This is a genomic window from Salegentibacter mishustinae, from assembly GCF_002900095.1.
In the GTDB taxonomy this organism is placed as follows: Bacteria; Bacteroidota; Bacteroidia; order Flavobacteriales; family Flavobacteriaceae; genus Salegentibacter; species Salegentibacter mishustinae.
Genome location: NZ_LLKN01000002.1, coordinates 2,083,091 through 2,109,459, shown reverse-complemented (window position 1 = coordinate 2,109,459; position 26,369 = coordinate 2,083,091). Strand labels below are relative to the sequence as shown.

Genomic DNA, 26,369 nt, shown 5'->3' with positions numbered 1-26,369 from the left:
ATTACGGGATTTCTACTACTCACTAAGTGAGATTTAAAATATTTCAACGCTTAAGTTGAAATTGCTTGATCTTTTGAACTTTCTGTCTTGCGGCTAAACCTCAAGGCATTTCTTAAAATTAAAAATGAATCTGCTTTAAAAGCTCAAATACCAAGATTGTTGTTAACAAACTAATTAACAGTTTTAACCTGCTTCATTATTTCATCCAATACGGCAATAATGATGCCACAGCCTTCTTTTATTTCTTCTTCTGAAATGGTGAGGGGAGGAGTAATTCGCACGGCTTTTTTCTCGAATAATAACCAAAAGAGAATGAGGTTTTCTTCCTTACTTTTTAAAACTAATTGATTCGCTATTTCTTCGGAAGTGGTAATAATAGCAAGCATTAAGCCCATTCCTCTAACTTCTGAAATTAGCGGATGCACCAGCAATTTTCTGAATAGCTTTTCTTTCTCAAGACTTTCTGTCATTAAGTCTGAACCGGTAATTTCTTTTAATGTAGCCAGAGCTGAAGCGGCAATTACAGGATTTCCCCCAAACGTAGTAATATGTCCCATTTTTGGGTTGTCTGAAAGGCTATCCATCATTTTAGCTGAGGCCGAAAAAGCACCAATAGGCATTCCGCCGCCCATTCCTTTTCCTAAAGCAACGATATCTGGAACCATGTCAAAATTCTCAAATCCAAACAGTGTTCCTGTTCTCCCAAAACCGGGTTGAATTTCATCCAGAATTAATAATGCGTCAACTTCCTCGCAACGTTGTTTGACCTTTTTTAAATAATTATTCTTCGGAATAATAAATCCCGCACCTCCCTGGATACTTTCCAGGATTACAGCTGCGGTTTTTTCAGTAATTTTTTCCAGATCTTTCTCTTCGTTAAACTGAATAAAAGAAATTCCGCCTAAGAGAGGTCTAAAAGGTTTTTGACGTTCTTCATAATCCATTAAACTAAGTGAGCCCATGGTATTACCGTGGTAAGCCTGGTGAGTCGCTATAATCTCAGCTCTACCGGTATAGCGCCGGGCGAGTTTTAAAGCGCCTTCTATGGCCTCTGTACCAGAATTGGTGAGGTAAGTTTTTTCCAGTGGCTTTGGAAAATGTTCTGCTAGCAATTTAGTTAGCTCAACGGCCGGTTGCTGGGCATATTCGCCGTAAACCATTACATGCAGGTACTTTTCGGCCTGTTCTTTAATGGCGTTTACAACCTTAGGGTGGCAATGGCCTAAACTGCAGGCCGAAACACCCGCTACAAAATCCAGGTGCTTTTTTCCATCGGTGGTGAAAATATAAGAACCTTTGGCTGAGGCTACTTCCAAACCTAAAGGATGCGGAGTGGTTTGCGCCTGGTAGGTAAGGAAATCTTTATTCATCCTTATTCTCTTTAGTTTCAGGTTCGGCCCCATTATCTTTTTCAGCTCTTAGAAGCGACTGGGGTTTCTTTAATTGAGGAATAGAATCTTTTACTCTCTCCTGTAAATCTTCAGCTTCAGTTTTAGTATCGTCATCTATAGCATCTAGCAAGTTCTGTGGTTCTTTTAGTTGTGGAATACTATCTTTTGCCCTGTTTTGAAGATCTTCAGGTTTTAGCCTGGACTTATCATTTAAGAGCAGGTCATCTCCTTCCTCACGTTCATCAAAAAATTCTTCCGATTCTTCGGGTAAAGATATTCCTTGAATTTTCACCAGATCGGGTTCAGGTTTTCCCTTAAAAAGATCTTCTTTGGTAAGTAACCTTTCGTCTCCACGCCAGTTAAAACCTAATAATTGCCGAACATTTACAGGAAAATCTTCTTCCGGAGTTAAATTTCCATCTACATTTTGATAGTAATAGATCTCCTGAATTTCCTGTTCTTCAAATAAGATTTTTATAGAACTGGAAAGAGTTTTATTTATTCCTATAAGTTCCTGCTCGCTATTTCGGCTGTAATAAAGTGTTTCGGTATTCTTATTAATATCTACCTGGTACAATTCATTATCTTCAAACAAGCCTACCAGATCCATTCCTTTTACCTGGTTATAACCTTCTATAGTGTCTTTCTGAATTAAAAAGGCATTATTAAAAACCCGCATAGAATCCAGTTGTTCTGTTTTGGTATTGCTTTGCAGATGAATGGTATCACCGGTCATTTGGCTAAGTCCGCTCCAAAGTACGGGGCTTCGTCTTTTGTCTACAGAAGAAATAGGTCCTTTGGTAATATTGATCATTTTGGTTAATCCGGTTTCCTGGTTAATATGAACCGAATCACTTTTTCCGCTCATATCGCTTTTAAAAAGTCGAACATCATAAAACCCGCGAATTATACGTTTGTCTGGTTTCCCGGTAATCATAATAGTATCGCCGTGAATAAAAAGCGAATCCTTATCCTGAACGCTGGCAGCAACCGCTCTTTTAGTGATAAAAACGGAATCTTTGTCTCTAAAGACTTCCGCATAATGCCCGGTGACGACGCTCTTATTAATAGTATCTATAACCCTAATATTGTTGGTGGCGGAAGCAAAATTGGTATTCCTGTTAAAATAAAGACTGTCGCCTTTCACTGTTCTATTGTTATAATCTATCCTCGAATTTTTCACAAAATAGCCTGTATCACCACGCGTATCATAAAAACCGCGTTCACAATAGACGGTGCTGGTCTCACTTTCTATAGTAGAAGGCCCATAAAGATAAGCGTGTCCGGTTTCGCCGTAAAAATCTAGTTGTTCAGAATTAATTATATACTCAGGATTGGTAAGCACCACGTCTGAAACAAATGAATATTTATCCTGTTCCATATAATATCTACCTATATTGCTGGTAATAACTCCGCCGGTATCTATCACTTTTCCGCCACTTCTATAATAAGCCTGTTGTTTTAGGCGGTCAAAGAATAAACTGTCTGATTCTAAAGTGGTTTGTGGCCGCTTCATCACTACATCACCACTGGCAAAAGCAAACTGGGAGTTCCCATTATATTCGGCATAATTACTATTAAGCTTTACCGTATCGCCCTGTTGCATTCTAACATTTCCGAAGGCTCTAAAGAAATTTTCCTCTTTATAATGAATGGCGAGATCACACCAAACCTCTATGCCTTCGTGTTTAAAATAAACCTGGTTCTCTACTTTACTCAATACAAAGGCTCCCGGGTATTTTTGATCCTGGATATTTCTATCAGCACTATAATCAATCTCTTTAGCTTCCTGAGCCTGGATTAAAGAAGGAAAAGACAAAATTGCAAATACTAAGAAAAGGATGATTTTTTTCAAGCCGAAAATTTTTTCAAAAGTAAATAAAATTTAGGGGAATGGGATTTTAAATGTAAAAGCTCATTTATTAGATAATCCTTTGATTTTGATTATTTTTATTGATGAATGCCTATTTAATTCATAAAATACATCAAAAATTTGTTAATATTAATAGAATTTAAGGTTTGGAAATTTTTCTTTAGAAAACTTTAACGCCGATTATAAAACCGACGTGTACCCTGTCCCGTAAGTTTACTAAATAACTAAAACTCAAATTATGGAAAAACCACGTATTAAGGTAGATGCAGTTACTGCAAAGCCTTCAAAAAACAGTAATTCCCGAAGAAAATTTCTTAAAATGGGAGGACTTGCCATGGCAGGATCGGGATTGTTACTTTATGGATGTAGCGACGATGACGATATGAACCCCGATCCTATGCCTCCAGGAGAAGTTTTTGATCTTGGAAGCGGTGATGTTGGAATTTTAAATTATGCCTACGCATTAGAACAGCTTGAAGCTGCTTTTTATACTAATGTATTAGATGGTTCTTATTGGGCCGGAGCTAATACTGAAGAAAAAAAGATTTTAGAGGATCTATATGACCACGAGGTAATTCACCGAGAATTTTTTAAGGCTGCAATTAGTGCAAACGCTGAAGCTAGCCAGGTATTGCCAGAACTTGAATTTGATTTTAGCAGTGTAAATTTTGCTGATAGGGATTCTGTTTTAGGAACGGCCAGAGTGCTTGAAGATACTGGTGTAGCCGCTTATAATGGTGCAGGTAGATTATTACAAACTCCAGATTTTCTTGTAATTGCTGGAAAAATTGTGTCAGTAGAAGCAAGGCACGCAGCAGCTATTCGTTCCATTTACTTAGAAAGTGATACTGCTTTTGCAGGAGATGATATTATTGATAGCAACGGTCTTGATCTTGCTAAAGATCCACAGACAATTCTTAGCGAAGTTGGAAATACCGGCTTTGTAGTGACAGAATTTACGGCCAATAACTTGCCTCAATAATTAATAAATCAACTTAAAAACAATATTATGGATATTATAAAATTTTTAGATGAATTTACTTCGGAAAGCCTTACCAAAAAAGCTTCTTCGAGGAGAGAAATGCTTGGTAGCTTAGGAAATCTAGGTAAGAAGGCGGCTATGGCAGCTGTTCCTTTTGGACTAGCTTCTACATCTGGTAAAGCCTTTGCACAGAGCAGTAGTAACGATGCCACTTCTGCATTACAGCTTGCACTTACCTTAGAATATCTTGAAGCCGAATTTTATATCAAAGCTTTAGATTCTGGTGTTTTACCTAGCGGTGGTAGAGCCGAAGCAGTTTATAACCAGATTTCTAAACACGAATCTGCTCACGTTACATTTTTACAAACCGGTTTGGGAGATAACTCTATAGACTCGCCAGAATTCGACTTTACTGCGGGAGGAGCTTTTGATCCTTTTAACCCAAATAATGATATGGCCTATGCTCAATTATTAGCATTAGCCCAGGCATTTGAAGATACCGGTGTGAGAGCTTATAAAGGCCAGGCAGGAAACCTAATGGGAACTCAATTCCTTACTCCTGCATTACAGATACACTCTGTAGAGGCGAGACACGCATCCGAAATTAGAAGATTAAGAGCAGACGTTATTAACGAAAGTTCTAATGAAAATGCATTAGGATGGATTACCTTAAATAATCGCGGACCGGGAATGCCTGAAGCTACTCAAGCGGTATATGACGGCGAGGAAAATGTAGTACAAGGTGGAGTAAATCTTGTAGACGCTACCGGATTTAGCGCAGAAGCAGTTTCGCAGTCTTACGATGAACCTATAAGTGGAGAAGTAGCTAATCAAATTGCGGGATTATTCATTGTTTCTAACAATGGATAGGTAACTCAATTCTAAGTTTTTGTTATAAAGAATTTTGTTATAAAAAAAGCCGTTTCAATTTGAAACGGCTTTTTGATTTTATAAAGACTGAAACTTCTTAACGCTGTATTGTTTGGGTTCTATCTGGACCTACTGAAACCACTTTAATTGGGATTTCCAGTTCTTTTTCCAAAAACTCTACATAGTCATTAAATTCCTTGGGAAGTTCATCTACTTTCGTCATTCCGGTAAGATCGGCAGCCCAACCTTTAATTTCGGTATAAACGGGTGTTACATTTTCTGCTTCTATATTATACGGCAAATGCTGAATTTCCTTTCCCTTATAATTATAGGCGGTACATACTTTTAGGGTTTTAAATCCGCTAAGTACGTCACCTTTCATCATAATTAACTGGGTAATCCCGTTTACCTGTACAGCATATTTTAAGGCTACTAAATCTAACCAGCCACATCTACGTGCTCGTCCGGTGGTTGCGCCAAATTCATTACCAACACGGCCCATAGTTTCTCCATCTTCGTCAAAAAGTTCGGTAGGAAAGGGTCCGCTTCCAACCCTTGTAGTATAAGCTTTAAAAATTCCATAAGCTTCACCAATTTTGTTTGGTGCAACGCCAAGCCCTGTGCAGGCACCGGCAGCTGTAGTGGTAGAGGAAGTTACAAAAGGGTAAGTTCCAAAATCTATATCCAGTAAAGAGCCCTGGGCGCCTTCAGCTAGAATGGTTTTTCCTTCTTTTTGCGCTTCGTGCAAGTAAGCTTCACTATCTATAAAAGTTAGTGATTTAAGTGTTTTTACCGCATTAAAGAATTCCTTTTCCAATTCAGCGAGATCATATTGTATGTCTACATCGTAGAATTTGATCATTTTCTCGTGCTTATCGGCAAGGGTTCTGTATTTCTCTTTCCAGTTTTCCAATTCAAGGTCACCTACACGAATTCCGTTTCTGCCGGTTTTGTCCATATAAGTTGGGCCAATACCTTTGAGGGTAGAACCAATTTTGGCCTTACCTTTTGAAGCTTCAGAAGCTGCATCTAATAACCTGTGTGTTGGCAGGATTAAATGAGCTTTTCGTGAAATAAGCAATTTAGATTTATAATCTACATTGTTCTTGCTAAGGTTGTCCAGTTCCTTTTTAAAGATCACGGGATCTATCACTACACCATTACCTACAAGGTTTATGGTTTCATCGTGAAAAATTCCGGAAGGAATAGTGTGGAGTACGTGTTTTTGCCCGTCGAATTCGAGGGTGTGTCCTGCGTTTGGTCCTCCCTGAAATCTAGCAATAATATCGTATTTAGAGGTGAGTACATCAACAATTTTTCCTTTGCCTTCGTCACCCCATTGGAGACCGAGTAGTAAATCTACCGCCATTGAAATCTTAAGTTAATTGGTTGTTTTTTTATTACCGTAAAAATATAAAGAATGTTTGGTAATTTCTATGTCAAACACTTCTTCGATTGTTTTTTTAATAGACTGAATACGTGGATCACAGAATTCTATAACCTCGCCGGTATCGGTTAAAATAACGTGATCGTGCTGCCGGTCAAAATATGATTTCTCATACTGTGCCTGGTTTTGCCCAAACTGGTGCTTTCTTACAAGTCCGCATTCCAGTAATAATTCTATGGTATTATAGAGGGTTGCACGACTTACCCGGTATTTTTTGTTTTTCATTTTGATATAAAGTGATTCAATATCAAAATGATCGTCGTTATTATAAATTTCCTGAAGTATCGCAAAACGTTCGGGGGTTTTTCTATGCCCTTTTTCTTCCAAATACTTGGTGAAAACGTTTTTAACTACTGCCTGATCGTTCTTATTTACAACTTTTTTGCTCATAGTTCTTTGTAGCTTACAAAGGTATAGGATTATTCACGGCTAACCTTATCGATGCCGTTAATTTTTTTGAGGCGATTAATGATTTTAGTGAGTATGGCATTGTTCTTCACCTTAAGCGTTATTTGCCCGCTAAAAACGCCGTCTACACTTTCAAAACTCACCTTTTGCATGTTTACGTTCAGGTTGCTGGAGATTTCTTTAGTAACCTCGCTCACAAGTCCTAAGTTATCAATTCCGGTTAGTTTTACTACTGCTTTAAAGTCTTGTTGCGAAGAATCTATCCATTTTGCCGGAATAATTCGGTAAGCATAATTGCTTTGAAGCTGAAGCGCATTGGGGCAGTTTTTCTTATGAACTTTAATCCCATCATTTACCGTTACAAAACCAAATACCTGGTCACCCGGAATTGGATTACAACAATTGGCCAGTTTATATTCTAAGGTTTCATCTTCATCTCTTCCAAAGACAAGCTGGTCGTATTTAGAAGTAATTTCATCTTTATTAAGATCTTCAGCAATAATCGGCTTGGTGATCTTTCGCTTAATGTAACTTACCAGCGCATTACTTCTGGAAGAAGCAAATTCTTTGAGTTTCTGATTATCGATTTTACCAATGCCAACGCGGTAAAATAGATCGAGGCTGGTTTTAAGGTTAAAGTAAACCACCAACTCATTAATTACCTTTTCATTAAAAGGTATTTTTTGAGCACGCAATTTCCTGGTGAGAATTGCTTTTCCTTCTTCTGCTATTTCACGTTTTTCATCTTTTAAAGAAGATTTTATTTTGGCGCGAGCTCTCGCAGTGGTTGCATAATCAAGCCAGTTAACATTTGGCTGCGCATTTTCAGAAGTTATTATTTCAACTTGGTCTCCGCTTTTTAATTCGTGGCTTAAAGGAACTAATTTATTGTTTACTCTGGCGCCACGGGTTTTTAAACCGATTTCGGTATGAATACTAAATGCAAAATCTAAAGGCGTAGAGCCTTTGGGTAAAGATTTTAGATCACCCTGCGGTGTAAAAACAAATATTTCTTTTGAATAAAGGTTAAGCTTGAAATGCTCTACAAAATCTACCGCGTTAACATCGGGATTTTCCAAAGCTTCCTGAAGCCTATTCAACCATTCCTCAATACCGTGATCTTCCTGGGCATCGCCTTGTTTGTATTTATAGTGTGCTGCATAACCCTTTTCAGCAATCTCATTCATTCGCTGACTTCTAATTTGTACTTCTACCCAACGGCCTTTTGGCCCCATCACAGTAATATGCAAGGCTTCATATCCCGTAGATTTAGGCGAAGAAATCCAGTCCCTAAGTCGGGTAGGATTGGGTCTAAAATGGTCTGTAACGATAGAATATATTTTCCAGGCGAGAAACTTTTCATTAGCCTGGTCACTTTTATAAATAATCCGGATAGCGAATTTATCGTAAACCTCATCAAAACTCACATTCTGAGCTTGCATTTTACGATTTATGGAGTAGATAGATTTTGGTCTTCCTTTAATGTCGTATCTAAGGTCTTCCTGGTTCAGGGAATCTTCTATTACTTTAGAAAATTCTTTAATGTAAGCATCCTGCTCTTCTTTGCTTTCCTTTATTTTAGTGTGAATTTCATTATACACCTCGGGTTCGGTATATTTTAGACCAAGGTCTTCAAGTTCGGTCTTGATATTATAAAGCCCGATCCTGTGGGCCAGGGGTGCATAAATATAAAGTGTTTCTGAGGCGATCTTTTCCTGCTTATCACGGCGCATCGCATCCATAGTTTGCATATTGTGCAACCTATCGGCAATTTTGATGATAATTACCCGAATATCATCATTTAGGGTAAGCAGCATTTTTCGGAAGTTCTCGGCTTGCAACGAAACATCCTTATCTTTCTTTAAGCTGGAAATTTTTGTAAGTCCGTCAACGATGGTCGCCACGGTTTTTCCAAACATCTTTTCGATATCCTCTAGCGTATAGATGGTATCTTCCACCACATCGTGCAGAAGCGCAGCAACTATAGAAGTGGCATCTAAACCAATTTCTGAAGCCACAATTTTTGCCACCGCAATTGGGTGAAAAATATAAGCTTCCCCAGATTTTCTGCGCTGGTCTTTATGTGCTTCTACGGCAGTATCAAAAGCCTTTCTAATTTGCTTTTTATCTTCGTCATTTAAGCTTCGGTAACTTATGCGCAGCAGTTCTTTATACTGCCTTGCAATTTGCTTATTTTCTTTTTCTATAGCAGCTTCTGTCATAAATTAAAAGTACAATTAAGATTATAAAGAAACAACTACTAACTGCGCTTTAAGTTCCTGAATCTTTGCAGAAGCGTAGGATGAGAAAAATGCATAAAAACATAAGCTTTATGCGGCGTAAGATTGCTTAAGCTGTTTTTAGTAAGTTTCTTTAGGCTTGAAATTAAAGGGGCTGCACCATAAGTTTCCTTCGCATAATTATCTGCCTGGTATTCAAATTTCCGAGATAAATAATTCATTAACAAGCCGGTAATTTCTGAAATAGGACTGTACAAAATCCCGAAAGCAATTAAACCAATATGAAAACTGGGTTCTGCCACTCCAAGGGCTTGAGATAGGGCGGGGCTGCCTACAAATAAAGAAAGAAGCCACAAGGTGAAACCTGTGGTTAAAATAGAAGCGGCCAAATTTACAATGATATGATTTTTCTTATAATGTCCAACTTCGTGAGCCAGTACCGCCACAATTTCCTCTTCTTCCAGGTCTTTTACCAACGTATCAAAAAGTGTGATACGCTTTTCCTTTCCAAATCCTGAAAAATAAGCATTGGCTTTGGTACTTCTTTTAGAGCCATCTATTATAAAAATATTATCTAGCGTAAAACCTACATTTTTGGCATAAGTTTCAATTTTTGTGCGTAGTGAACCTTCTTCCAGCGGGCTTTGCTTATTGAATAACGGGACAATAAGTTTGGCGTAGAACATATTGAGAAATACAGAAAAAACAGCTACGAGGATCCAGGCATACCACCAGAAATCATTGCCGGCAAATTGATAAAACCAAACAATAAGCGCCAGGATTCCACCGCCGAGAATTGCCATCATTAACCAGCCTTTTATTTTATCCAGAAAGAAGGTTTTTTTGGTGGTTTTATTAAAACCATATTTTTCTTCGATCACAAAAGTGCTATACCAGGAAAACGGAGTAGTGAGAATATCGCTACCTATCATAATTATTCCGAAGAAAATTAGCGCTACCTGGATTGCGTTGTCGGTAAAATTCCTGGCAATACCATCTACCCAGGCGAACCCGTCAAAAATAATAAAGCCCAATGTCAGTAAAACTGAAAAAGTGGAAGTGATTATCCCAAACCGGTAGCGCTCCTTTTTATAGCGTTGTGACTTCTCGTATTCTTCTTTATCGTAAACATCATTGAGTTCCTGCGGAACCGGGTCATCAAAATGTTTTGCGTTTAAAGTATCCAGAATTTTATCGATGATAAAGTCGATAATAATAATGGCAATAATTATATAAAATAGGGTTTGGGGATTCAAAGGCTTTTATTTTTAATGCTGAATTATACTTAAAAGTGCCGGTGTTTTTTCTTTAAAAACCGCGTTGTCTTTTGGCTTCAAAAATAAGTATTCCTGCCGCAACAGAAACATTCATAGAATCAATTTCACCACTCATTGGAATAATAATATTTTGTGTTGAACTTTCGCGCCATTCCTGGCTTAATCCGGTGGCTTCAGTTCCCACTACAATAGCTGCCGATTGGATGAAATCTATTTGGTGATAAGGTTTTGAAGCTTGCAAAGTCGCAGCGTAAATTGAAATATTATTTTTCTTTAGAAAATCAATGATTTCTGAAGTGCTGCCCGTGGCGATTTGATTGGTGAATACACAACCAACACTGGAGCGGATAATATTGGGATTGTAGAGATCGGTTTTTGGATTCGCGATAAAAACAGCATCTACTTTTGCAGCATCGGCAGTTCTTAAGATCGCACCTATATTTCCCGGTTTTTCAGGAGCTTCAGCGATAAGAATTAAAGGGTTTTTAATTTCAAATTTAATACTTTTAAGGTTGTTTTCTTTTGCTTTAAAAATTGCCAAAACACCTTCGGTACTGCCTCGGTAGGCTATTTTCTCGTAAACTTCGGCAGAGATTTCAGTAATTAAAACTTTGTTTGAAATAAGTTCTTCAATTGCTTTAAAATCGATTAAATCTGCACAAAAATATATTGATTGCAGTTCGAAACCTCCCTTTAAAGCCAATTGAATTTCCCGTTGACCTTCTACCAGGAAAATACCTTCTTTTCGGCGTAGGCGGGATTTTTCCTGCAGTTGGAGCAGGTGTTTCACCTCTTTGTTCTGTGTGCTGCTAATTTGCTTGACCATAAATGTAAAAATAGAGAGTTTAAACCTATTGCAAAGAAAAGAGGTCAACAAAATACCTGTACTGGTAAAATTGTTAACCTCTTAATAAATATAGAGAAATACGAATTATTTGCTTGCGCTATCGTATTTCTTCATATACCGTTCGTAAAGTTCGGTCTGGTGAGTATCTAAACTTACCTGGCGACCTTGAATAAAAGCGTGGGTTAGAATATTTCCGCGCATATCCAATGCGTCTCCTTCACTTATAAATAAGGTTGCGGTTTTTCCTTTTTCCAGGGTTCCAAGCATATTATCTATCCCAAGAATTTTTGCCGTATTCGAAGTGATTAACTTTAGAGCTTCTTCTTTTCCCAAACCATAAGCACCTGCTGTACCAGCATAAAACGGAAGATTTCTGGTGTTCATTCTTTCCATACTACCGCTGCTTTCCAGGGCAACCAAAACCCCCTGGTTATGTAAAATTCCGGCTAATTTATATGGAAAATCATAATCGTGATCTTCGCTGTTAGGCGTGTCATGAGGCCGCTGCACCAAAACTGGAATATTATTTTCCTTTAAATCCTGAATTGTTTTATGTGCTTCATAGCCGCCAACAATAACTAAATGTTCCAGTTTCTGGTCTTTTTTAAATTCAATCACGTCCAGAATCTCCTTTTTTCCATCAACGTGAACATAAACCCTTTTATCTCCTGTGAAAACATTTTGCATCGCATCATAAGCCAGGTTAGTTTTCTCTTTGCTACCCTTTAAATAAGCTTTAGCCGAGGTAAAAAATTCTTTTAGCTTGGAAATTTCATCCTGGTAGTCGTCACTCACTTTTATTCCGGGATCTTCACCGGCCCACCAGCGTCCTCTTGTAAAACTACTTGGCCAGTTAATGTGTAAACCATCGTCTTCTTTAATTACTGCGTCTTCCCAATTCCAGGCATCAAACTGCACAATAGAAGAAGTTCCCGAGATCCTGCCGCCACGAGGAACAATTTGTCCCATGAGCACACCATTTGGGCGCATGCTTTCAACGATCTTACTTTCGGCATTGTAGGCAATTAAACTTCTAATGTGCGGAAGCATAGAACCTATTTCATCTTCATCGTCTGTAGCACGAACAGCGTCGATCTCTACTAAACCTAAGGTGGCGTTTGGCGCAATAAAGCCCGGATAAACATGTTTTCCTTCGGCTTCAATAATTCGGCCGCGGTATTGCATTTTTGTAGCGGTAGCATCCATTACCTGGGTGATCTTGCCGTCTTCAAAGATTATCAAACTATTTTCAATCACTTCTCCGTTCCCCAGGTGAGCGGTAGCGCCAACAATCGTTACTGCTTCAGTTTGCTTTGAAGCCGGGGTTTGCTGGGCAAAAGAATTTCCTATGCAGGTAAATAGTGCAAGTATTACTAAATATTTCATCTTCATTTTTCTTTTAATGTATTTCCTCCAATAGGTTACAATGGATATGTTGTTCTTCTTTCTTTGTCACCGGCTGCGTTTTTAAACCTTTGTTTTTGGCTTGCAGCATTTGCGTGATAAGTGTACTTCTTTGTTGCTGAATCTCTTCTCTAAGTTTTTTGTCTTTTTCAATATCAAAGAAAACTTTTCCCTGAATCAGCGTTTTTTCTGCTTTGGCGTAGATAGATAATGGATTATCTGACCATAGCACAAGATCGGCGTCTTTTCCTGTTTTTATGCTTCCAACTCTATCATCTATATGCAATAATTTTGCCGGGTTCAATGTTACAAATTTCCAGGCATCTTCTTCGGAAACTCCGCCGTATTTTACAGATTTTGCTGCCTCCTGGTTTAATCTTCTGCTCATTTCGGCATCATCACTATTAATAGCGGTAACAATTCCCTGGCTATGCATAATTGGGGCGTTAAATGGAATAGCATCATTTACCTCATATTTATAAGCCCACCAGTCAGAAAAAGTAGAACCGCCGGCACCGTGTTCCTTCATTTTATCGGCTACTTTATAACCTTCTAAAATATGCGTGAAAGTATTAATTCTGAAATCAAAATTTTCAGCAACTTTCATCAACATATTAATTTCGCTCTGAACATAAGAGTGTGCTGAAACAAAACGTTCGCTGTTAAGAATTTCAACCAGCGTTTCCATTTCAAGATCTTTTCTAAAATCCTTATCGGTTTTCCTGGCCTCTTCGTATTCTCTTGCCCTGGTGAAATAATCGGTAAAAACCTGCTCTACGCCCATACGGGTTTGTGGAAACCTCGAGCGGCTTCCCCAGTTAGATTGCTTTACGTTTTCACCTAATGCGAATTTTATAAATTTTGGGGAATTTTCAAAAATTAAGTCTTCAGCATTTTCCCCCCATTTTAACCTCAAAATCGCAGAACGTCCACCAATGGGATTTGCCGAACCGTGTAAAAGCTGAACGGTAGTTACTCCACCGGCAAGGTTTCGGTAAATATTCATATCGGTAGGGTCTACCACATCTTCCATACTTACTTCGGCAGTAGAATTGTGTCCGGCTTCGTTAATGGCCGATGCTGCAATATGGGAATGCTCGTCTATAATTCCAGAAGTAAGGTGTTTTCCCGTTGCGTCAATTACCCTGGCATTTCCAACCTTAAGGTTTTCTCCAATTCTGGAAATTTTACCATCTTTTACTAAAACATCGGTATTTTCTATAATTCCTTCCTCTTCATTGGTCCAAACCGTGGCATTTTGAAAAAGAATGGTTTCTTCTTTAGGCATTTCTGAAAACCCGTAAGCTTTATTCGGAAAACTTACCGACATAATTTCCCGTATTTCCTCGTCCTTATCATCATCATCTTTCTCACCATTTTCTTCTTCCTCTTCAGAGGTTTCGGTAATTTCGGTTGAAGATTTTTTAACCGCGCTAAAAGATGTTTCTGAACCATCACTTAAATAGGCTGTTCCTGAAATTTTATCAATATTTTCATCGGTTTTAGCAACTAAACGGGTGAAACCTATTTTTGTAGTATCTGCCGAAGAAAGTAATAAATTCATCCAGTTATTAGAAAAACTAAGCTTTGCGCCCAATTTTGTATCGCCAGATGTTACACTTGCTTTTGGCGCTTCCGGTTTACCGGTTATTTTTAATTCGTAATCTTTTTCCTCTACCTTAAGAGTGTAAGTTCCGGTAATATCGGTAGTCTTCATTTTATTGATCACCGCCTTTTTTCCCTGGATCCAGTTTTCGTAAATACTGGTTTCTTTATCAAAATAATCTCCCGATGTAATGATGAAATTCGCCCAGGCGCCTTCCTTTAATGTTCCCAAACGATTTTCTTCTCCTAAAATCTTTGCTGGCGTGGTGGTTAATGCGGCAAGAGCATCTTCTTTGCTTAAACCGTATTTAACCGCTTTTAATAAGTTGTTTCTAAAATCTTTTTCAACATCAAGATCGTGGGTAGTTATGGTAAACGGGATGTTTTTTTCTGCAAGCATTTTAAGGTTTGCAGGTGCCTGGTTCCATGTTTTCATTTCTTCTAAAGTCACGTGTTCGGCCATAAATGGGTCTTCTACATCGTAAGCATCAGGGAAATTAAGAGGTACAATAAACGTACTTCCGGTTTCTTTAATTTCCTGGAGACGCTGATATTCTTTTCCGTCACCTAAGATCACATAACCCACGTTGAATTCCTTCCCTATTTTCCCCGCTCTTAAAGCATCCAGAAGATTATCGGTAGCAAATATTTGTGTGAGATTTTTATTTCTATTTAGTGCTTCCAGGGCTAAATCTTTGTTTTCAGACTTTCCTTTTCCATACCATTCTGCATCTAAATAAGTTTGGCGAATTAAAGCCATGGCGCCCATTGTTGAGGTAGGATAAGCTTGTCTCGAAAGTTTACTTTTGTCTAAAGAAAGGTATTGAGCCGAACGATCTTTAAGAATGCGATCTCCTTCGGTACCTTCAGGATTTAAAGCTACAAGCATTCCGGTGCCGCGAATAATACCATCGGGAACGTGGGTGTTTACCACGCTAAATCCGGCTTTATGCAGGGAAGCAGCGGCTTTTTCATCGTAATTAAAAGCGGCTACAGCTTCAGTTTCAGGCCTAATATGGTCGTTCCAGTAATAACCTTCCCGGCTAGCCTCATATTGCGGCTGACCATTACCGCCTTCAACCTCTTTAGGTTCTTTTATTCCGAAGCTGCTGTAAAGATCAATAAAAGAAGGATATACTTCCTTTCCTTGCAGATCTATCACTATACTATTAGCAGGTTCGTTAACCGATTTGCCAATGGCGGTAATTTTACCATCTTTTACCACGAAACTTCCGTTTTCAATAATTTCCTGCGGACTTACGTGAATTTTAGCATTTTTAAATACGGTGTGGTTGGTTTGGGGATTTTTTACCCCATCATTTTTAGGGAAGTATTCCTGCGCCTTACTTTGTAGGGTGACCAGAAATACCAGACATAGCAAAAGTCTTAATTTCATAAATTTTAATTGGATTAAATGTGGTTTAGCACTTAAAGTGCCGTAAATTAAGAAAATTATAACAAAGCTGAAATTGGATTTAAAAACTAAGCGAGAATTTATTTAAAGTCTGTTCTTTTCTTCTGAGAAGTAATTCACCAGGAGTGCTACTACGTAACTGTAGCTTTTCATTCCGTCGGCCTGGTTGTTCACTATAAGAAAACGATTGTAAAAAGCCTGAAAGAGCGGTTCAAATGGATTTTGATGAGCCAGCCAGAAGTCTTCTACTTCGCGGTAGTTTTCTAATATTCCCAGGTTCATCTTAGCTTTTAAAGTTTCAAATTTTTCCGGATCTCTTCGGTATAATTCGCTGAGGCAGTAGCGCAAGGCAAAGGTGTAGCCCGAGTATCTAAAATAAGCATCGGGATGGTTCATTGTGCTTAGGCAGGCTATAAAATTTGCTTCGTTTTCTTTAGCAAATCCTAATTGATGCCCAATTTCGTGGCTGGCAGTGGTGGGTATTTTATAAGAAACAATTTGTGTATTTACCTGCGCCTCGCCGGTAAGCGGATTCAGATAGCCATTAAAACCCATATAGGAAAGCGGAATGCTATATAATGACCGTTTTAGTGATTCACCCTTATAAGTTAGTTCAGGATAATCTTTGCTAATATTGGCGTACCCGGTGATAGTCTTTTCAAATATTTCATCTTTAGAATAGGGAATCACCACGCTAACAGAATCATTTTCGGTAAGCTGATTATGGAGCTTGTTAGATTCGGTGATTAAAATTTCAGAAAGAGAATAAAGTTCTTCGGTAGTATAATCTTTTTCAATTTCCAAAGCTTTATGAAGGGGAAGGCGATAGTAATTAAATCCCCAGAAAATATGAAAACAGGCATAAACTATAGATAAAGTAGCCATAGCGTCTATTAACCAAAACCGTGGATTTCTAAATTTCTGTTTAAAACGTCTTATTATCCAAAGTACTATTAAAATTCCGAAGAAGGTATATAAAAGATCACCGAGCGAAAAAGGCAAAAAACCAATCCCGTAACGCATTAACTTTGAAATTTCCGGATATATAAGTCGGCTGTACCAGTTTTCAACCAGTTCGGGATAACCTGCCAGGAAAATGATAAAAACGATCTGCACCGGCAGCAAAAAAGCTAGAATATAAAGTCCTTTTTTCTTCACGATCTAAAAATACAATTAATAGCAAAACACGGCTTAAAATCTTAATCAGCTCATCCTGTATTGGTTAAATTAGTTTTAAAAAGCCTGTAAATTTTCCTTCTTTGCTAATTACCAATACCTTTGTGAAAGACCAAAATATAAAACAATGAACGAAGAAATAAGGGAATTAGAGCCGAAAATCTTATGGAATAAATTTGCCGATCTAAACGAAGTGCCACGACCTTCAAAAAAAGAAGAACGGGTAATTGAGTTTATGAAAAAATTTGGGAATAATCTTAACCTGGAAACCCTGGTTGATGAAACCGGAAACGTGGTGATTAGAAAACCAGCTACTGCCGGGATGGAAGATAGAAAACCAATTGTACTGCAGGCGCATCTAGATATGGTGCACCAAAAAAATAATGATACCGATTTTGATTTTGAAACTAGCGGTATCAATATGTATGTAGATGGAGATTGGGTAAAAGCTAAGGGAACAACACTTGGAGCCGATAACGGTTTGGGTGTTGCCAGTATGATGGCAATTTTAGAAAGTAAAGAGATTGAGCATCCTGCTCTTGAAGCGCTATTTACTATAGATGAAGAAACCGGAATGACAGGTGCCAAAGGTTTAGATCCTAATTTACTTCAGGGTGATATTCTTCTAAATTTAGATACCGAAGAAGATGATGAAATAGGCATTGGGTGTGCCGGCGGAGTAGACATTACAGCGGTAAGAGATTATGAAGAAGAGCATACTCCAGATAATTCGGTAGGATACCTTATTAAAGTTAAAGGATTGCAAGGCGGTCACTCGGGGATGGATATTATAAAAGGCCTGGCCAATGCTAATAAAATAATGGCTCGCGTTCTTTTTGATGCCAATCGGGATTTTGGACTGCGTGTTTCCAGCATTAATGGTGGCGGATTAAGAAATGCCATTCCTAGAGAAAGTGAAGCTATAGTAGTGGTAGATAAATCGAATACCGAAACCTTTTTAACTGAAATTATTCAACAGGTTCGTGAGATTAAAGCTGAATTTGCTTCTTTAGAACCTAATATGGATATTGAGATTTCTGAAACCGAAGTTCCTAATAAGGTAATGAAGGTGGAAGACCAGCAGGAAGTGATCAAAGCGATTTCTGCAGCGCATAACGGAGTTTATAGAATGAGCTCTGATATTGAAGGTTTAGTGGAAGCTTCTAACAATATCGCCAGCGTAAAAGTAGGGGATGGAAAGGTGAAGATTAACTGCCTAACCAGATCATCGGTAGAATCTTCTAAAGATGATTTAGCTAATAGTCTGGAAGCTACTTTCGAGTTGGCTAAATTTAAAGTGAAACTTTCCGGGGAGTACCCAGGATGGGCGCCAAACCCTAATTCAGCTATCTTAAAAGTTGTAGATGGATTATATCAAAACTTGCATAATGAGAAAGCTGATGTTGCAGCCTGCCACGCAGGTTTGGAATGTGGAATAATTGGTAATCATTATCCTGAAATGGATATGATCTCTTTTGGCCCAACAATTAGAGGAGCGCATTCCCCAGATGAAAGAGCTGGTATTTTGTCAGCTCAGAAATACTGGAAATTCTTATTAGAAGTTTTAAAGAATATTCCGAAGAAATAATTCGGAAATATTGAAAAGTAAAAAGGCTGTTTGAAAAATTAATTTTTCAAACAGCCTTTTTTATTTTATTCAGGGAAATTATTTTTTAATCCCTGCTAATTCAACCCTAAATACAAGGTTTGTATTTGGAGGAATCACACCACCACCGGCACCACGCTCACCATATCCTAAATGGCTTGGTACAAAAAGTAAGGCAGTATCTCCAACACTCATTTGTTGAATACCTTCTTTAAAACCAGGAATCATTGGAGCATCAGGACCATAAGGTACAACCATTGGATTGGCATAACCACCCTGGGCTTCACGAGTTGGATTAAAAAGTCCCATTTCCTCTGCAAGCTCTTTTTTGTTGGTGTCAAAAATATCACCATCTTCAAAATAGCCTTCGTACCAAACTTCTACCATCTGTCCGGTTTCTGGGGTTTCACCATCTCCTTTTTCTTCAAAGTAGATTTTTAGACCACTTTCTAAGCTTTCAGCTTCTTCTTTTTTGCTGCTAAAATATTCAGCGTTTTCATTTTTTGCTTCCTCGCGTTTTTTAGCTTCTGCTTCTTCCTGGTCTTTTATAGCCTGCAATTCTTCCTCAAAAACCTTAGGAGCATCAAAATTCTTAGCCGATTTGCCCTTTCTAACGATGTTTACTTCTTCCATAGTAACCGTTTTTACAGGCTTATCACGCTCTGCGGTTTCTACTTTTCCAATAGCGTCAACAACATCCTGGCCTTTAATTACTTTACCAAAAACGGTATGTCTGCCATCAAGATTTTGGGTAGGAGCAAGGGTTACAAAAAACTGGCTTCCGTTTGTTCCGGGGCCGGCATTGGCCATAGAAAGAATACCTTTAGAATCATGACTTAAGCTGTCTACAATCTCATCTGGAAACTTGTAACCCGGGCCACCACTACCGGTTCCGGTAGGATCACCACCCTGAATTACAAATCCATCTATAATTCTGTGAAAAGTAAGTCCGTTGTAATAATTTTTTCCTTTGTGTGTACTATCTACCATTTTGTTTGTGCCCTCTGCAAGAGAAACAAAGCTGGATACGGTAATAGGTGTAGCCTCATAATAGAGTTCGGCTACAAAAGTTCCGTAATTGGTTTTAAATTCGGCGTACATCCCATCTTCTAGATCTGGATATTCGTCGTTACACGCAAACATGGTAAATACCACGGTAAAAAGTAATAAAAATTTACTGGTTCTCATTTAGTATAAAAATTAAAAGGCCCTTTATGGCCCTGGGTTTAACTTATTGTTGATTTTGGATTTTTTCCTTTTCTATGATCTTAATTAAGGTGACTTTTGTTTTTAATGGCCAGTTGGTGCCTATTTTATTTTTATCGCCATAATAACCATAAGCTTTATAAGACGGGAATAAAAAAGTGACCGTTTCTCCTTCCTTCATTAGTTTAAGCCCCTGTCTTAAGCCGCTAAATAGCTTTTCCTGGTCTATTGCATAGGTTCTGGTTGCTTTTTCGCCTTCGGCATAAATTACCTGGCCATCTAAAGTTTTGATACTATAATCGAACTCTACAACATCTCCAAATTCAGGTTTAACCAGGTTAGCAGAATCTTTACTTTTTTGGTTGTAAGTATACCAGAAACCGTCTTGCGAAGATTGGTATTCGCTGGTTGAATCTTTGTTGATTACGGCTTCAATTTGTGCTATTTCCTTTTCCAGGAGTTCCTGGTTTTTAACTATAGATTCACTGATATGCGAACCTGATTTTTGAGTGACAGGATACCTGGCCTCTGGAGATTTGCAGGCCGCTAATGCTAATATGGCTATAAGGACTAAAGCTTTTTTCATCCTTTTAGTTCTTTATAGTCTGGAAGGATGCTGTTTAATTTAGCCACGGTATCTTCAATAGAAAGTTCACTTTTTCCACCTGCAGCATTATTATGCCCGCCACCTTCAAAATGTGCTCTTGCAAATTCATTCACATTAAAGTCACCCTTAGATCTAAAGGATATTTTAATGATTCCTTCCTGTTTGTTTTCAATAAAGATTAGTGCGAAAATAACATCTTCTATGGCAAGACCATAATTCACAAAACCTTCTGTATCTCCTTTTTGAAAATTATGTTTATCCAGTTCTTCCTGTGATAAAGTAATGTAAGCGGTTTTATATTCAGGTAATACACGTAGGTTCTGCAAGGCTGTTCCTAAAAGCTGTAGCCTATTTTCATTAAATGTATCAAATATATTATTGTGTATTTCGTGGTTTACTGCACCTTTATCTATTAGTTGTGCAATAACCCGGTGTGTTTCGGCGCTAGTAGCGCTAAACCTAAACGAACCGGTATCGGTCATAATTCCTGAATAAAGACAGGTTGCAATCTCTGGTGTGATTTTTTCAACGGCGCGTAGTTTATCTATAAAGTGATAAACCATCTCGCAGGTAGAACTCATCTCGGCATCGCTATAGGTATAATTAGCAAAGTCAGATGGTTCACGATGGTGGTCTATCATTATAAAAACAGCCTGCGATGCAGTTAATACTTCCTGCATATCGCCAGAGCGGTTTAAATGGTTAAAATCTAAAGCAAAGACAATATCAGCATCATTTATAAGCTCATCGGCTTTGGTTTTATCTTTTTCGTAGATCATTACCTGGTCATTTCCGGGTAACCATTTCAGAAATCTTGGGTATTCATTGGGAGCAATTACATCTACATTATGGCCTTTATTCTTTAAAAAATGCATAAGTCCTAAAGAAGATCCTATGGCATCGCCATCGGGGCCTTTATGCGGAACAATTACTATATTTCTGGCCTGGGAAAGTTCGGCGGTAATCTCTAAAATTGCTTGTTCTATCATAGTGTAAAATAAAATACCCTGAAGCAATCCTACAAGGTATTATGTTGAAAAAATAGAAACTTTCTACATAAATGCTAAAAATTTCTAATCTAATTTACTCTGGTTTAGCCTAAGATTTTTTTAAATAGTCATAACATTTCTAATCCCGGCTCAGACTATTTTAATTCCCATTTATCGGGAAGCGAGTAAAGATACAATTTATTAATATTGGCTTAAAAAACCAATCTGTATTTTTGTACTCAACAAATCAACAAAAAATGAAGATAATTTTATCGCTCTTAATAAGCTTTTTTCTTTTTATTTCCTGCGGAAGCAATGCGGAGACTACGAAAAATGAAATTGAAACATCTGCTGAGAATTACGATTATGTAATTGCTTTTGGAAGTTGTAACCGCCAGGATGAAGCCCAGCCATTATGGAATGCTATTTTACAGGAAAAACCAGATCTATTTCTTTGGGGTGGCGATAATATTTATGCTGATACCGATGATATGGATGAACTGGAAGCCGATTACCAGATCCAGAAAAAACAGCCCGATTATCAAAAATTAATAAAAACCACGCCAATTTTAGGTACCTGGGACGATCACGATTATGGTAAGAACGATGCCGGGAGAAACTGGGAATATAAAGAGGAAAGTCAGCAGTTGTTTCTGGATTTTTTTAATGTTGCTGAAGACGACCCTCGCCGGGAACGAGAAGGCGTTTACCACGCTGAAAATTTCCGGGAAGCCGGGAAGACCATAAAGGTAATAGTTTTAGACACGAGATATTTTAGGTCTGAATTGCAAAAAAGCAAAGAAAAAGGAAAGCGTTATGAACCAGATTATAGCGGCACCATCCTGGGAACTAAGCAATGGGAGTGGTTGGAAAGCGAATTGAAGAATAGCACTGCCGATTACAATGTGATCTTGAGTTCAATTCAAATACTTTCTGCAGAACACGGTTTTGAAACCTGGGGTAATTTTCCATCAGAAGTAGAGAAACTGGAAAAGCTTTTACAAACTTCTAAAGCAAAAAATGTAATTCTTCTTAGTGGCGACCGGCATATTTCAGAATTTTCAGAAAAGAATATTGAAGAACTGGATTATCCGCTTGTAGATTTCACTTCCAGCGGGATGACACATTCCTATTCAAATTTTAGCGGCGAACCCAATCAATATAGAATAGGCGAGGTAGTAAGCGATTTAAGTTATGGCTTGTTGAAATTCGATTTTAATACCGGTGAAGTGATGATGCAAATGCGCGGTGTTGGAAATAAACTTCAACAGGAATACCTGGTAAAGTATAAGGATTAAGAGCTTGAATAATGCAGCTGCCTGAAAGCTAAATTGATATAAAACCAAAAGGAACTTGTAAATGCAGCTTATTTATTTATTTTTGCCAAAATTTTAAAAACCATATAATGGCAGGAAAAAGAACATTCACCATGATAAAGCCCGATGCAGTTGAAGCCGGGAATGTAGGTGCGATATTAGAACAAATTACTACTTCAGGATTTAGAATTGTAGCTTTGAAAATGACTCAAATGACTACCGCTGATGCTGAAGAATTTTACGCAGTACACAAGGAACGTCCTTTCTTTGGGGAGTTGGTAGAGTTTATGACTCGTGGGCCAATCGTATCGGCTGTGTTAGAAAAAGAAAATGCCGTAGAAGATTTTAGAGCTTTAATTGGAGCAACAAATCCAGAAGATGCTGCTGAAGGAACTATAAGAAAAAAATACGCAAAATCTGTTGGTGAAAATGCTGTACACGGTAGTGATAGCGACGAAAACGCACAGATTGAAGCTGCTTTCCATTTTTCAGGTAGAGAGATGTTCTAAGCAGAACTTTTTAAGTAATATAAAAAGCCATCAGCGAATAACTGATGGCTTTTTTTGTTGAATTATTTAATAAAATCTATTCTTCTGCATCTTCAGGAACCGGGAAGCCACGATCACGCATTAATGCGTCAATCTTAGCATCCCTACCTCTAAACTTTCGGTAAGCTTCAGCAGGATCCATAGCATTTCTTGGCGCAAAAAGATATTTAACCAACTTTTCTGCAAGGTTGGCATCATAAAATCCGCCTGGAGCTTCAGCAAAAGCTTCTGCAGCATCAGAAGTTAAAACATCTGCCCATAGATAGCCGTAATATCCGGTAGCATAACCTTCCCCGGAAAATACGTGTCCAAAATGTGGGGAACGGTGACGCATCACAATTTCATCGGGCATCCCTAATTCGTCCAGCGTTTCTTTTTCAAACTTTCTTGGTTCAATTTTATCAGGATCTGTGGTATGGTATTTCATATCCATCAAAGCCGAAGCTAAAAATTCGGTTGTGGCAAATCCCTGGTTAAAGGTTGCCGCTTTTTTGATTTTAGCTACCAATTCATCAGGAATTACTTCTCCTGTTTCGTGATGTTTTAAATAACGATTTATCACTTTATCTGTAGATAACCAACGCTCTAATAATTGCGATTGGAATTCGGTATAATCACGAACGCCGCTGTTTAAGGTAGGATATTTAATATCTGCCGCTAAAAAGTGTAGGGCGTGGCCAAATTCGTGGAAAAAAGTTTCGGCGTCATCCCATGAAACCAAAACGGGTTCTCCTGGGGCTGGCTTTATAAAGTTAGAATTATTGGAAGCCAAAACGGGTTTTGCACCTTCTAATTCAGAATAACTTCTATAGGTAGTAGCCCAGGCACCTGAGCGTTTTCCGGGACGCGCAAAAGGGTCTAAATACCAAAGCCCAATAAGTTCACCTGAATCTTTATCGCTTACTTCCCAAACTTTTACATCTTCAAGAAAAACAGGAACACTGCCTTCTTCTACCGGTTTAAAGTCGAAATTAAAAAGTTCGCCTGCGGTAAAGAATAAAGCCTGGGTAAGATTACCTAATTCCAGGTATTGTTTTACTTCTTCACTATCAAGATCATATTTTTCTTTTCTTACTTTTTCTGCATAATAACGATAATCCCAGGGCTCAATAGTGATATTGGCACCTTCACGATTTGCAACGGCTTGCATATCTTCAACTTCTTCTTCAACGCGGGCAATTGCAGCCGGCCAAACAGCTTTCATAAGTTCCATCGCGTTTTCCGGATTTTTGGCCATTCGGTTTTGTAAACGCCATTGGGCAAAATTATCGTAGCCTAGCAATTCTACACGTTCGTCCCGCAGTTTCAGGATTTTTTTAATCACTTCATTATTATCAAACTCATCATCATTATCACCACGGGAATAATAATTTAGCCATACTTTTTCACGTAATTCTCTTTCATCTGAATACGTTAAAAAAGGATCCATAGAAGAACGGGTGTTGGTTACGGCATATTTTCCGCTTTCCCCATTGGCTTCAGCAGTGTTGGCTGCAGCTTTCACATAAGATTCCGGAAGGCCGCTAAGTTGATCTTCGGTTAGATAAACAATATAGTTTTCTTCTTCAGCAAGCACATTATTTGAGAATTTGGTATAAAGTTCAGACAGCTCTTTGTTTATCTCAGCATAACGCTCTTTGTCTTCTTTATTCAAATTGGCACCTTCCATGGCAAATTCTTCGTAAATAAGGTCAATTACACGTTGCTCTGGAGCCGGTAGCGGATTTTCCTGAGAATTCTCATATACAGTTTTAATCCTTTCAAATAATGCAGTGTTTTGAGAAATCTTTGAGCTGTATTCAGAAATCTCGGGAGAAAGTTCTCGCTGTACTTCTCTAAACTCGGGACTGGAAATATTACTGCTAAAAATTCCGTAGTAGGTAAACACACGGTTTAAAAGATCGCCAGAATCTTCGAATGGCACGATAGTATTTTCAAAAGTTGCCGGTTCTGGATTCTCGGTAATTTTATCGATCTCAGTAAGATGCGCATCCATCGCTTTAAGCATTGCGGGTTTTACGAGCTCTACTTTCATTTGGTCAAAAGCGGGAATTCCTGCGTACGGTCCGCTCCACTCGGCCAGTAAAATATTATCCATAGTTTTTGTCTCTTCGTTTTGTTCCTGGGAATTGGCTTGAAATCCTGCGACCAGCGCAAAAATTCCCAGGCTTTTTATAATTCCTTTTTTCATTGATTGTGGTTTTATTTTCAATCTATGAAGATAAGAGATTTTAGGAAAATAAACACCTCGCAGCGATTGTATATCTAATGATTTGGCAAAAAAGCTTATTGGAAATCTTTTAGCAATTAAAATTAATTTATCTTTGAGAGAGTATAAAAATTAAATACAAACATTAAATAATTAAGGATGAAATTTTTAAGTAAATCTGTTTTAATTTTAGGAGCCGTGGCGATGATAGCCTGCGGAGATAAGAAAGAAGAAAAAGAGGATAAAATAACAATTGGTGACGGTAACAGCCCACAAACTGAATCTACTACTGAAAAATCTTCTGCAAGCAGTGACTCTGCCGATGAGGACGTAGTGGAAGTTAGCATTGAAGGAAATGACCAAATGCGTTTTAACAAAGACGAAATTAAGGTAAAAGCCGGGCAAACCGTGCGACTTACTTTGAAACACGTTGGAGAGATGGAAAAAAGCGTAATGGGTCACAACTGGGTGTTATTAAAACAAGGAACCGTAATTAACGAATTTGGTCAGAAGGCAGTTCAGGCTAAAGATAACGATTATATTCCTGAAGGAACTGATGCCGTGATTACCCATACCAAAATGATTGGTGGTGGAGAAGAAGTAACAATTGAATTTGAAGCTCCTGCAGCGGGTGAATACGATTTTATTTGTAGTTTTCCTGGTCACTATTCTGTAATGAACGGAAAGTTTATTGTAGAAGAATAGAGCTTTTATAATATTATTTTAAAAATGCCTTTACTGCGGAAAACCCGTTTGATAAAGGCATTTTTTATGCCAGGCTATTATGTGATTTTGAAACCTCCGGTAATGTATCAGAAATACTTTTTATTTTAAAAACCGAGAAAACTTCATTTTTAGAACCTAAATTTCAGCGGATTTTATCAGCTTTTTATTTTAAGCTACTTCATTTTATCAAATATTAAAAATCTATGAAGAACAAGATTTTTCTGCCTG

Annotated in this window: 20 protein-coding genes; 6 read left to right on the top strand and 14 right to left on the bottom strand. The window is 38.1% G+C overall.

The genetic code is table 11. The features are described 5' to 3' along the window. Nucleotides 1–170: 170 nt before the first annotated feature. On the bottom strand, nt 171–1,370 hold the full coding sequence (locus APB85_RS12280) for an aspartate aminotransferase family protein (protein ID WP_057481430.1): 1,200 nt from the start codon (nt 1,368–1,370) through the stop codon (nt 171–173). Continuing rightward, nucleotides 1,363–3,246, bottom strand: a complete 1,884-nt coding sequence (locus tag APB85_RS12275) for an OstA-like protein (RefSeq protein ID WP_083482188.1) — start codon at nt 3,244–3,246, stop codon at nt 1,363–1,365. Before APB85_RS12275 ends, APB85_RS12280 begins: the two co-directional genes overlap by 8 nt. A gap of 256 nt (nt 3,247–3,502) precedes the next feature. Here APB85_RS12275 and APB85_RS12270 point away from each other — a divergent pair, with 256 nt between their 5' ends. Together APB85_RS12270 and APB85_RS12265 are read left to right on the top strand one after the other, a co-directional pair. Continuing rightward, nucleotides 3,503–4,246, top strand: coding sequence for a ferritin-like domain-containing protein (locus tag APB85_RS12270; protein WP_057481431.1), 744 nt, complete (start codon nt 3,503–3,505; stop codon nt 4,244–4,246). 27 nt (nt 4,247–4,273) lie between these two features. After that, nucleotides 4,274–5,116: a ferritin-like domain-containing protein gene (locus tag APB85_RS12265; protein WP_057481432.1), complete on the top strand. Its 843-nt coding sequence runs from the start codon at nt 4,274–4,276 to the stop codon at nt 5,114–5,116. A 97-nt stretch (nt 5,117–5,213) separates the two neighbouring features. On the opposite strand, the gene APB85_RS12260 is transcribed toward APB85_RS12265, so the two are convergent. From APB85_RS12260 to APB85_RS12225, 8 genes are all read right to left on the bottom strand, one after another. Continuing rightward, complete coding sequence (locus APB85_RS12260; protein WP_057481433.1) at nt 5,214–6,485, bottom strand: adenylosuccinate synthase; 1,272 nt, start codon at nt 6,483–6,485, stop codon at nt 5,214–5,216. Nucleotides 6,486–6,497: 12 nt separating this feature from the next. Continuing rightward, entirely contained in the window at nt 6,498–6,953 is a 456-nt protein-coding gene (locus APB85_RS12255) for a Fur family transcriptional regulator (protein ID WP_057481434.1), read from the bottom strand. 29 nt (nt 6,954–6,982) lie between these two features. Next, nucleotides 6,983–9,193 (bottom strand): RelA/SpoT family protein, encoded by a 2,211-nt coding sequence (locus tag APB85_RS12250; RefSeq protein WP_057481435.1) that lies wholly within the window; start codon nt 9,191–9,193, stop codon nt 6,983–6,985. Between the two features lie 38 nt (nt 9,194–9,231). Beyond that, nucleotides 9,232–10,467 carry a M48 family metallopeptidase gene (locus APB85_RS12245; RefSeq protein ID WP_057481436.1) on the bottom strand — a complete coding sequence of 412 codons (1,236 nt, stop codon included), beginning with the start codon at nt 10,465–10,467 and terminating at the stop codon, nt 9,232–9,234. Between the two features lie 52 nt (nt 10,468–10,519). Further along, nucleotides 10,520–11,314: a TrmH family RNA methyltransferase gene (locus APB85_RS12240; RefSeq protein WP_057481437.1), complete on the bottom strand. Its 795-nt coding sequence runs from the start codon at nt 11,312–11,314 to the stop codon at nt 10,520–10,522. 105 nt (nt 11,315–11,419) lie between these two features. Continuing rightward, nucleotides 11,420–12,721 (bottom strand): amidohydrolase family protein, encoded by a 1,302-nt coding sequence (locus APB85_RS12235; RefSeq protein ID WP_103294460.1) that lies wholly within the window; start codon nt 12,719–12,721, stop codon nt 11,420–11,422. A gap of 13 nt (nt 12,722–12,734) precedes the next feature. After that, on the bottom strand, nt 12,735–15,740 hold the full coding sequence (locus tag APB85_RS12230) for an amidohydrolase family protein (protein WP_057481439.1): 3,006 nt from the start codon (nt 15,738–15,740) through the stop codon (nt 12,735–12,737). Between the two features lie 102 nt (nt 15,741–15,842). Continuing rightward, complete coding sequence (locus APB85_RS12225) at nt 15,843–16,916, bottom strand: DUF3810 domain-containing protein (RefSeq protein WP_057481440.1); 1,074 nt, start codon at nt 16,914–16,916, stop codon at nt 15,843–15,845. A 145-nt stretch (nt 16,917–17,061) separates the two neighbouring features. On the opposite strand from APB85_RS12225, the gene APB85_RS12220 reads away from it, so the two are divergent. Continuing rightward, a complete protein-coding gene (locus APB85_RS12220; RefSeq protein ID WP_057481441.1) occupies nt 17,062–18,522 on the top strand; it encodes an aminoacyl-histidine dipeptidase in 1,461 nt (486 codons plus the stop codon). A 78-nt stretch (nt 18,523–18,600) separates the two neighbouring features. Here APB85_RS12220 and APB85_RS12215 read toward each other — a convergent pair whose 3' ends face one another. Genes APB85_RS12215 through APB85_RS12205 form a run of 3 tightly spaced genes read right to left on the bottom strand, consistent with a single transcriptional unit; the run spans nt 18,601 to nt 21,342 of the window. After that, complete coding sequence (locus APB85_RS12215) at nt 18,601–19,728, bottom strand: peptidylprolyl isomerase (RefSeq protein WP_057481442.1); 1,128 nt, start codon at nt 19,726–19,728, stop codon at nt 18,601–18,603. 43 nt (nt 19,729–19,771) lie between these two features. Next, the gene (gene gldI / locus APB85_RS12210) at nt 19,772–20,332 is read right to left on the bottom strand and encodes a gliding motility-associated peptidyl-prolyl isomerase GldI (RefSeq protein WP_057481443.1); all 561 of its coding nucleotides are present in this window, start codon (nt 20,330–20,332) and stop codon (nt 19,772–19,774) included. Further along, nucleotides 20,329–21,342: a DHH family phosphoesterase gene (locus APB85_RS12205; RefSeq protein ID WP_057481444.1), complete on the bottom strand. Its 1,014-nt coding sequence runs from the start codon at nt 21,340–21,342 to the stop codon at nt 20,329–20,331. Before APB85_RS12205 ends, gldI begins: the two co-directional genes overlap by 4 nt. A gap of 257 nt (nt 21,343–21,599) precedes the next feature. Between APB85_RS12205 and APB85_RS12200 the strand changes: the two genes are divergently transcribed. Next, nucleotides 21,600–22,640: an alkaline phosphatase D family protein gene (locus APB85_RS12200; RefSeq protein ID WP_057481445.1), complete on the top strand. Its 1,041-nt coding sequence runs from the start codon at nt 21,600–21,602 to the stop codon at nt 22,638–22,640. Between the two features lie 107 nt (nt 22,641–22,747). Then, the gene (locus tag APB85_RS12195; RefSeq protein WP_057481446.1) at nt 22,748–23,167 is read left to right on the top strand and encodes a nucleoside-diphosphate kinase; all 420 of its coding nucleotides are present in this window, start codon (nt 22,748–22,750) and stop codon (nt 23,165–23,167) included. Nucleotides 23,168–23,243: 76 nt separating this feature from the next. Here APB85_RS12195 and APB85_RS12190 read toward each other — a convergent pair whose 3' ends face one another. Continuing rightward, nucleotides 23,244–25,397: a M3 family metallopeptidase gene (locus APB85_RS12190; RefSeq protein ID WP_057481447.1), complete on the bottom strand. Its 2,154-nt coding sequence runs from the start codon at nt 25,395–25,397 to the stop codon at nt 23,244–23,246. A 177-nt stretch (nt 25,398–25,574) separates the two neighbouring features. On the opposite strand from APB85_RS12190, the gene azu reads away from it, so the two are divergent. Continuing rightward, nucleotides 25,575–26,120 (top strand): azurin, encoded by a 546-nt coding sequence (gene azu / locus APB85_RS12185; RefSeq protein WP_057481448.1) that lies wholly within the window; start codon nt 25,575–25,577, stop codon nt 26,118–26,120. Nucleotides 26,121–26,369: the final 249 nt, after the last annotated feature.

What these genes read in the sequence shown, in the direction of transcription:
- APB85_RS12280 (WP_057481430.1), bottom strand. Translation starts at nt 1,370, where the DNA reads ATGAATAAAGATTTCCTTACCTACCAGGCGCAAACCACTCCGCATCCT.
- APB85_RS12270 (WP_057481431.1), top strand. Translation starts at nt 3,503, where the DNA reads ATGGAAAAACCACGTATTAAGGTAGATGCAGTTACTGCAAAGCCTTCA.
- APB85_RS12250 (WP_057481435.1), bottom strand. Translation starts at nt 9,193, where the DNA reads ATGACAGAAGCTGCTATAGAAAAAGAAAATAAGCAAATTGCAAGGCAG.
- azu (WP_057481448.1), top strand. Translation starts at nt 25,575, where the DNA reads ATGAAATTTTTAAGTAAATCTGTTTTAATTTTAGGAGCCGTGGCGATG.
- APB85_RS12215 (WP_057481442.1), bottom strand. Translation starts at nt 19,728, where the DNA reads ATGAGAACCAGTAAATTTTTATTACTTTTTACCGTGGTATTTACCATG.
- APB85_RS12200 (WP_057481445.1), top strand. Translation starts at nt 21,600, where the DNA reads ATGAAGATAATTTTATCGCTCTTAATAAGCTTTTTTCTTTTTATTTCC.
- APB85_RS12195 (WP_057481446.1), top strand. Translation starts at nt 22,748, where the DNA reads ATGGCAGGAAAAAGAACATTCACCATGATAAAGCCCGATGCAGTTGAA.
- APB85_RS12190 (WP_057481447.1), bottom strand. Translation starts at nt 25,397, where the DNA reads ATGAAAAAAGGAATTATAAAAAGCCTGGGAATTTTTGCGCTGGTCGCA.
- APB85_RS12260 (WP_057481433.1), bottom strand. Translation starts at nt 6,485, where the DNA reads ATGGCGGTAGATTTACTACTCGGTCTCCAATGGGGTGACGAAGGCAAA.
- APB85_RS12265 (WP_057481432.1), top strand. Translation starts at nt 4,274, where the DNA reads ATGGATATTATAAAATTTTTAGATGAATTTACTTCGGAAAGCCTTACC.
- APB85_RS12255 (WP_057481434.1), bottom strand. Translation starts at nt 6,953, where the DNA reads ATGAGCAAAAAAGTTGTAAATAAGAACGATCAGGCAGTAGTTAAAAAC.
- APB85_RS12220 (WP_057481441.1), top strand. Translation starts at nt 17,062, where the DNA reads ATGAACGAAGAAATAAGGGAATTAGAGCCGAAAATCTTATGGAATAAA.
- APB85_RS12230 (WP_057481439.1), bottom strand. Translation starts at nt 15,740, where the DNA reads ATGAAATTAAGACTTTTGCTATGTCTGGTATTTCTGGTCACCCTACAA.
- gldI (WP_057481443.1), bottom strand. Translation starts at nt 20,332, where the DNA reads ATGAAAAAAGCTTTAGTCCTTATAGCCATATTAGCATTAGCGGCCTGC.
- APB85_RS12205 (WP_057481444.1), bottom strand. Translation starts at nt 21,342, where the DNA reads ATGATAGAACAAGCAATTTTAGAGATTACCGCCGAACTTTCCCAGGCC.
- APB85_RS12235 (WP_103294460.1), bottom strand. Translation starts at nt 12,721, where the DNA reads ATGAAATATTTAGTAATACTTGCACTATTTACCTGCATAGGAAATTCT.
- APB85_RS12240 (WP_057481437.1), bottom strand. Translation starts at nt 11,314, where the DNA reads ATGGTCAAGCAAATTAGCAGCACACAGAACAAAGAGGTGAAACACCTG.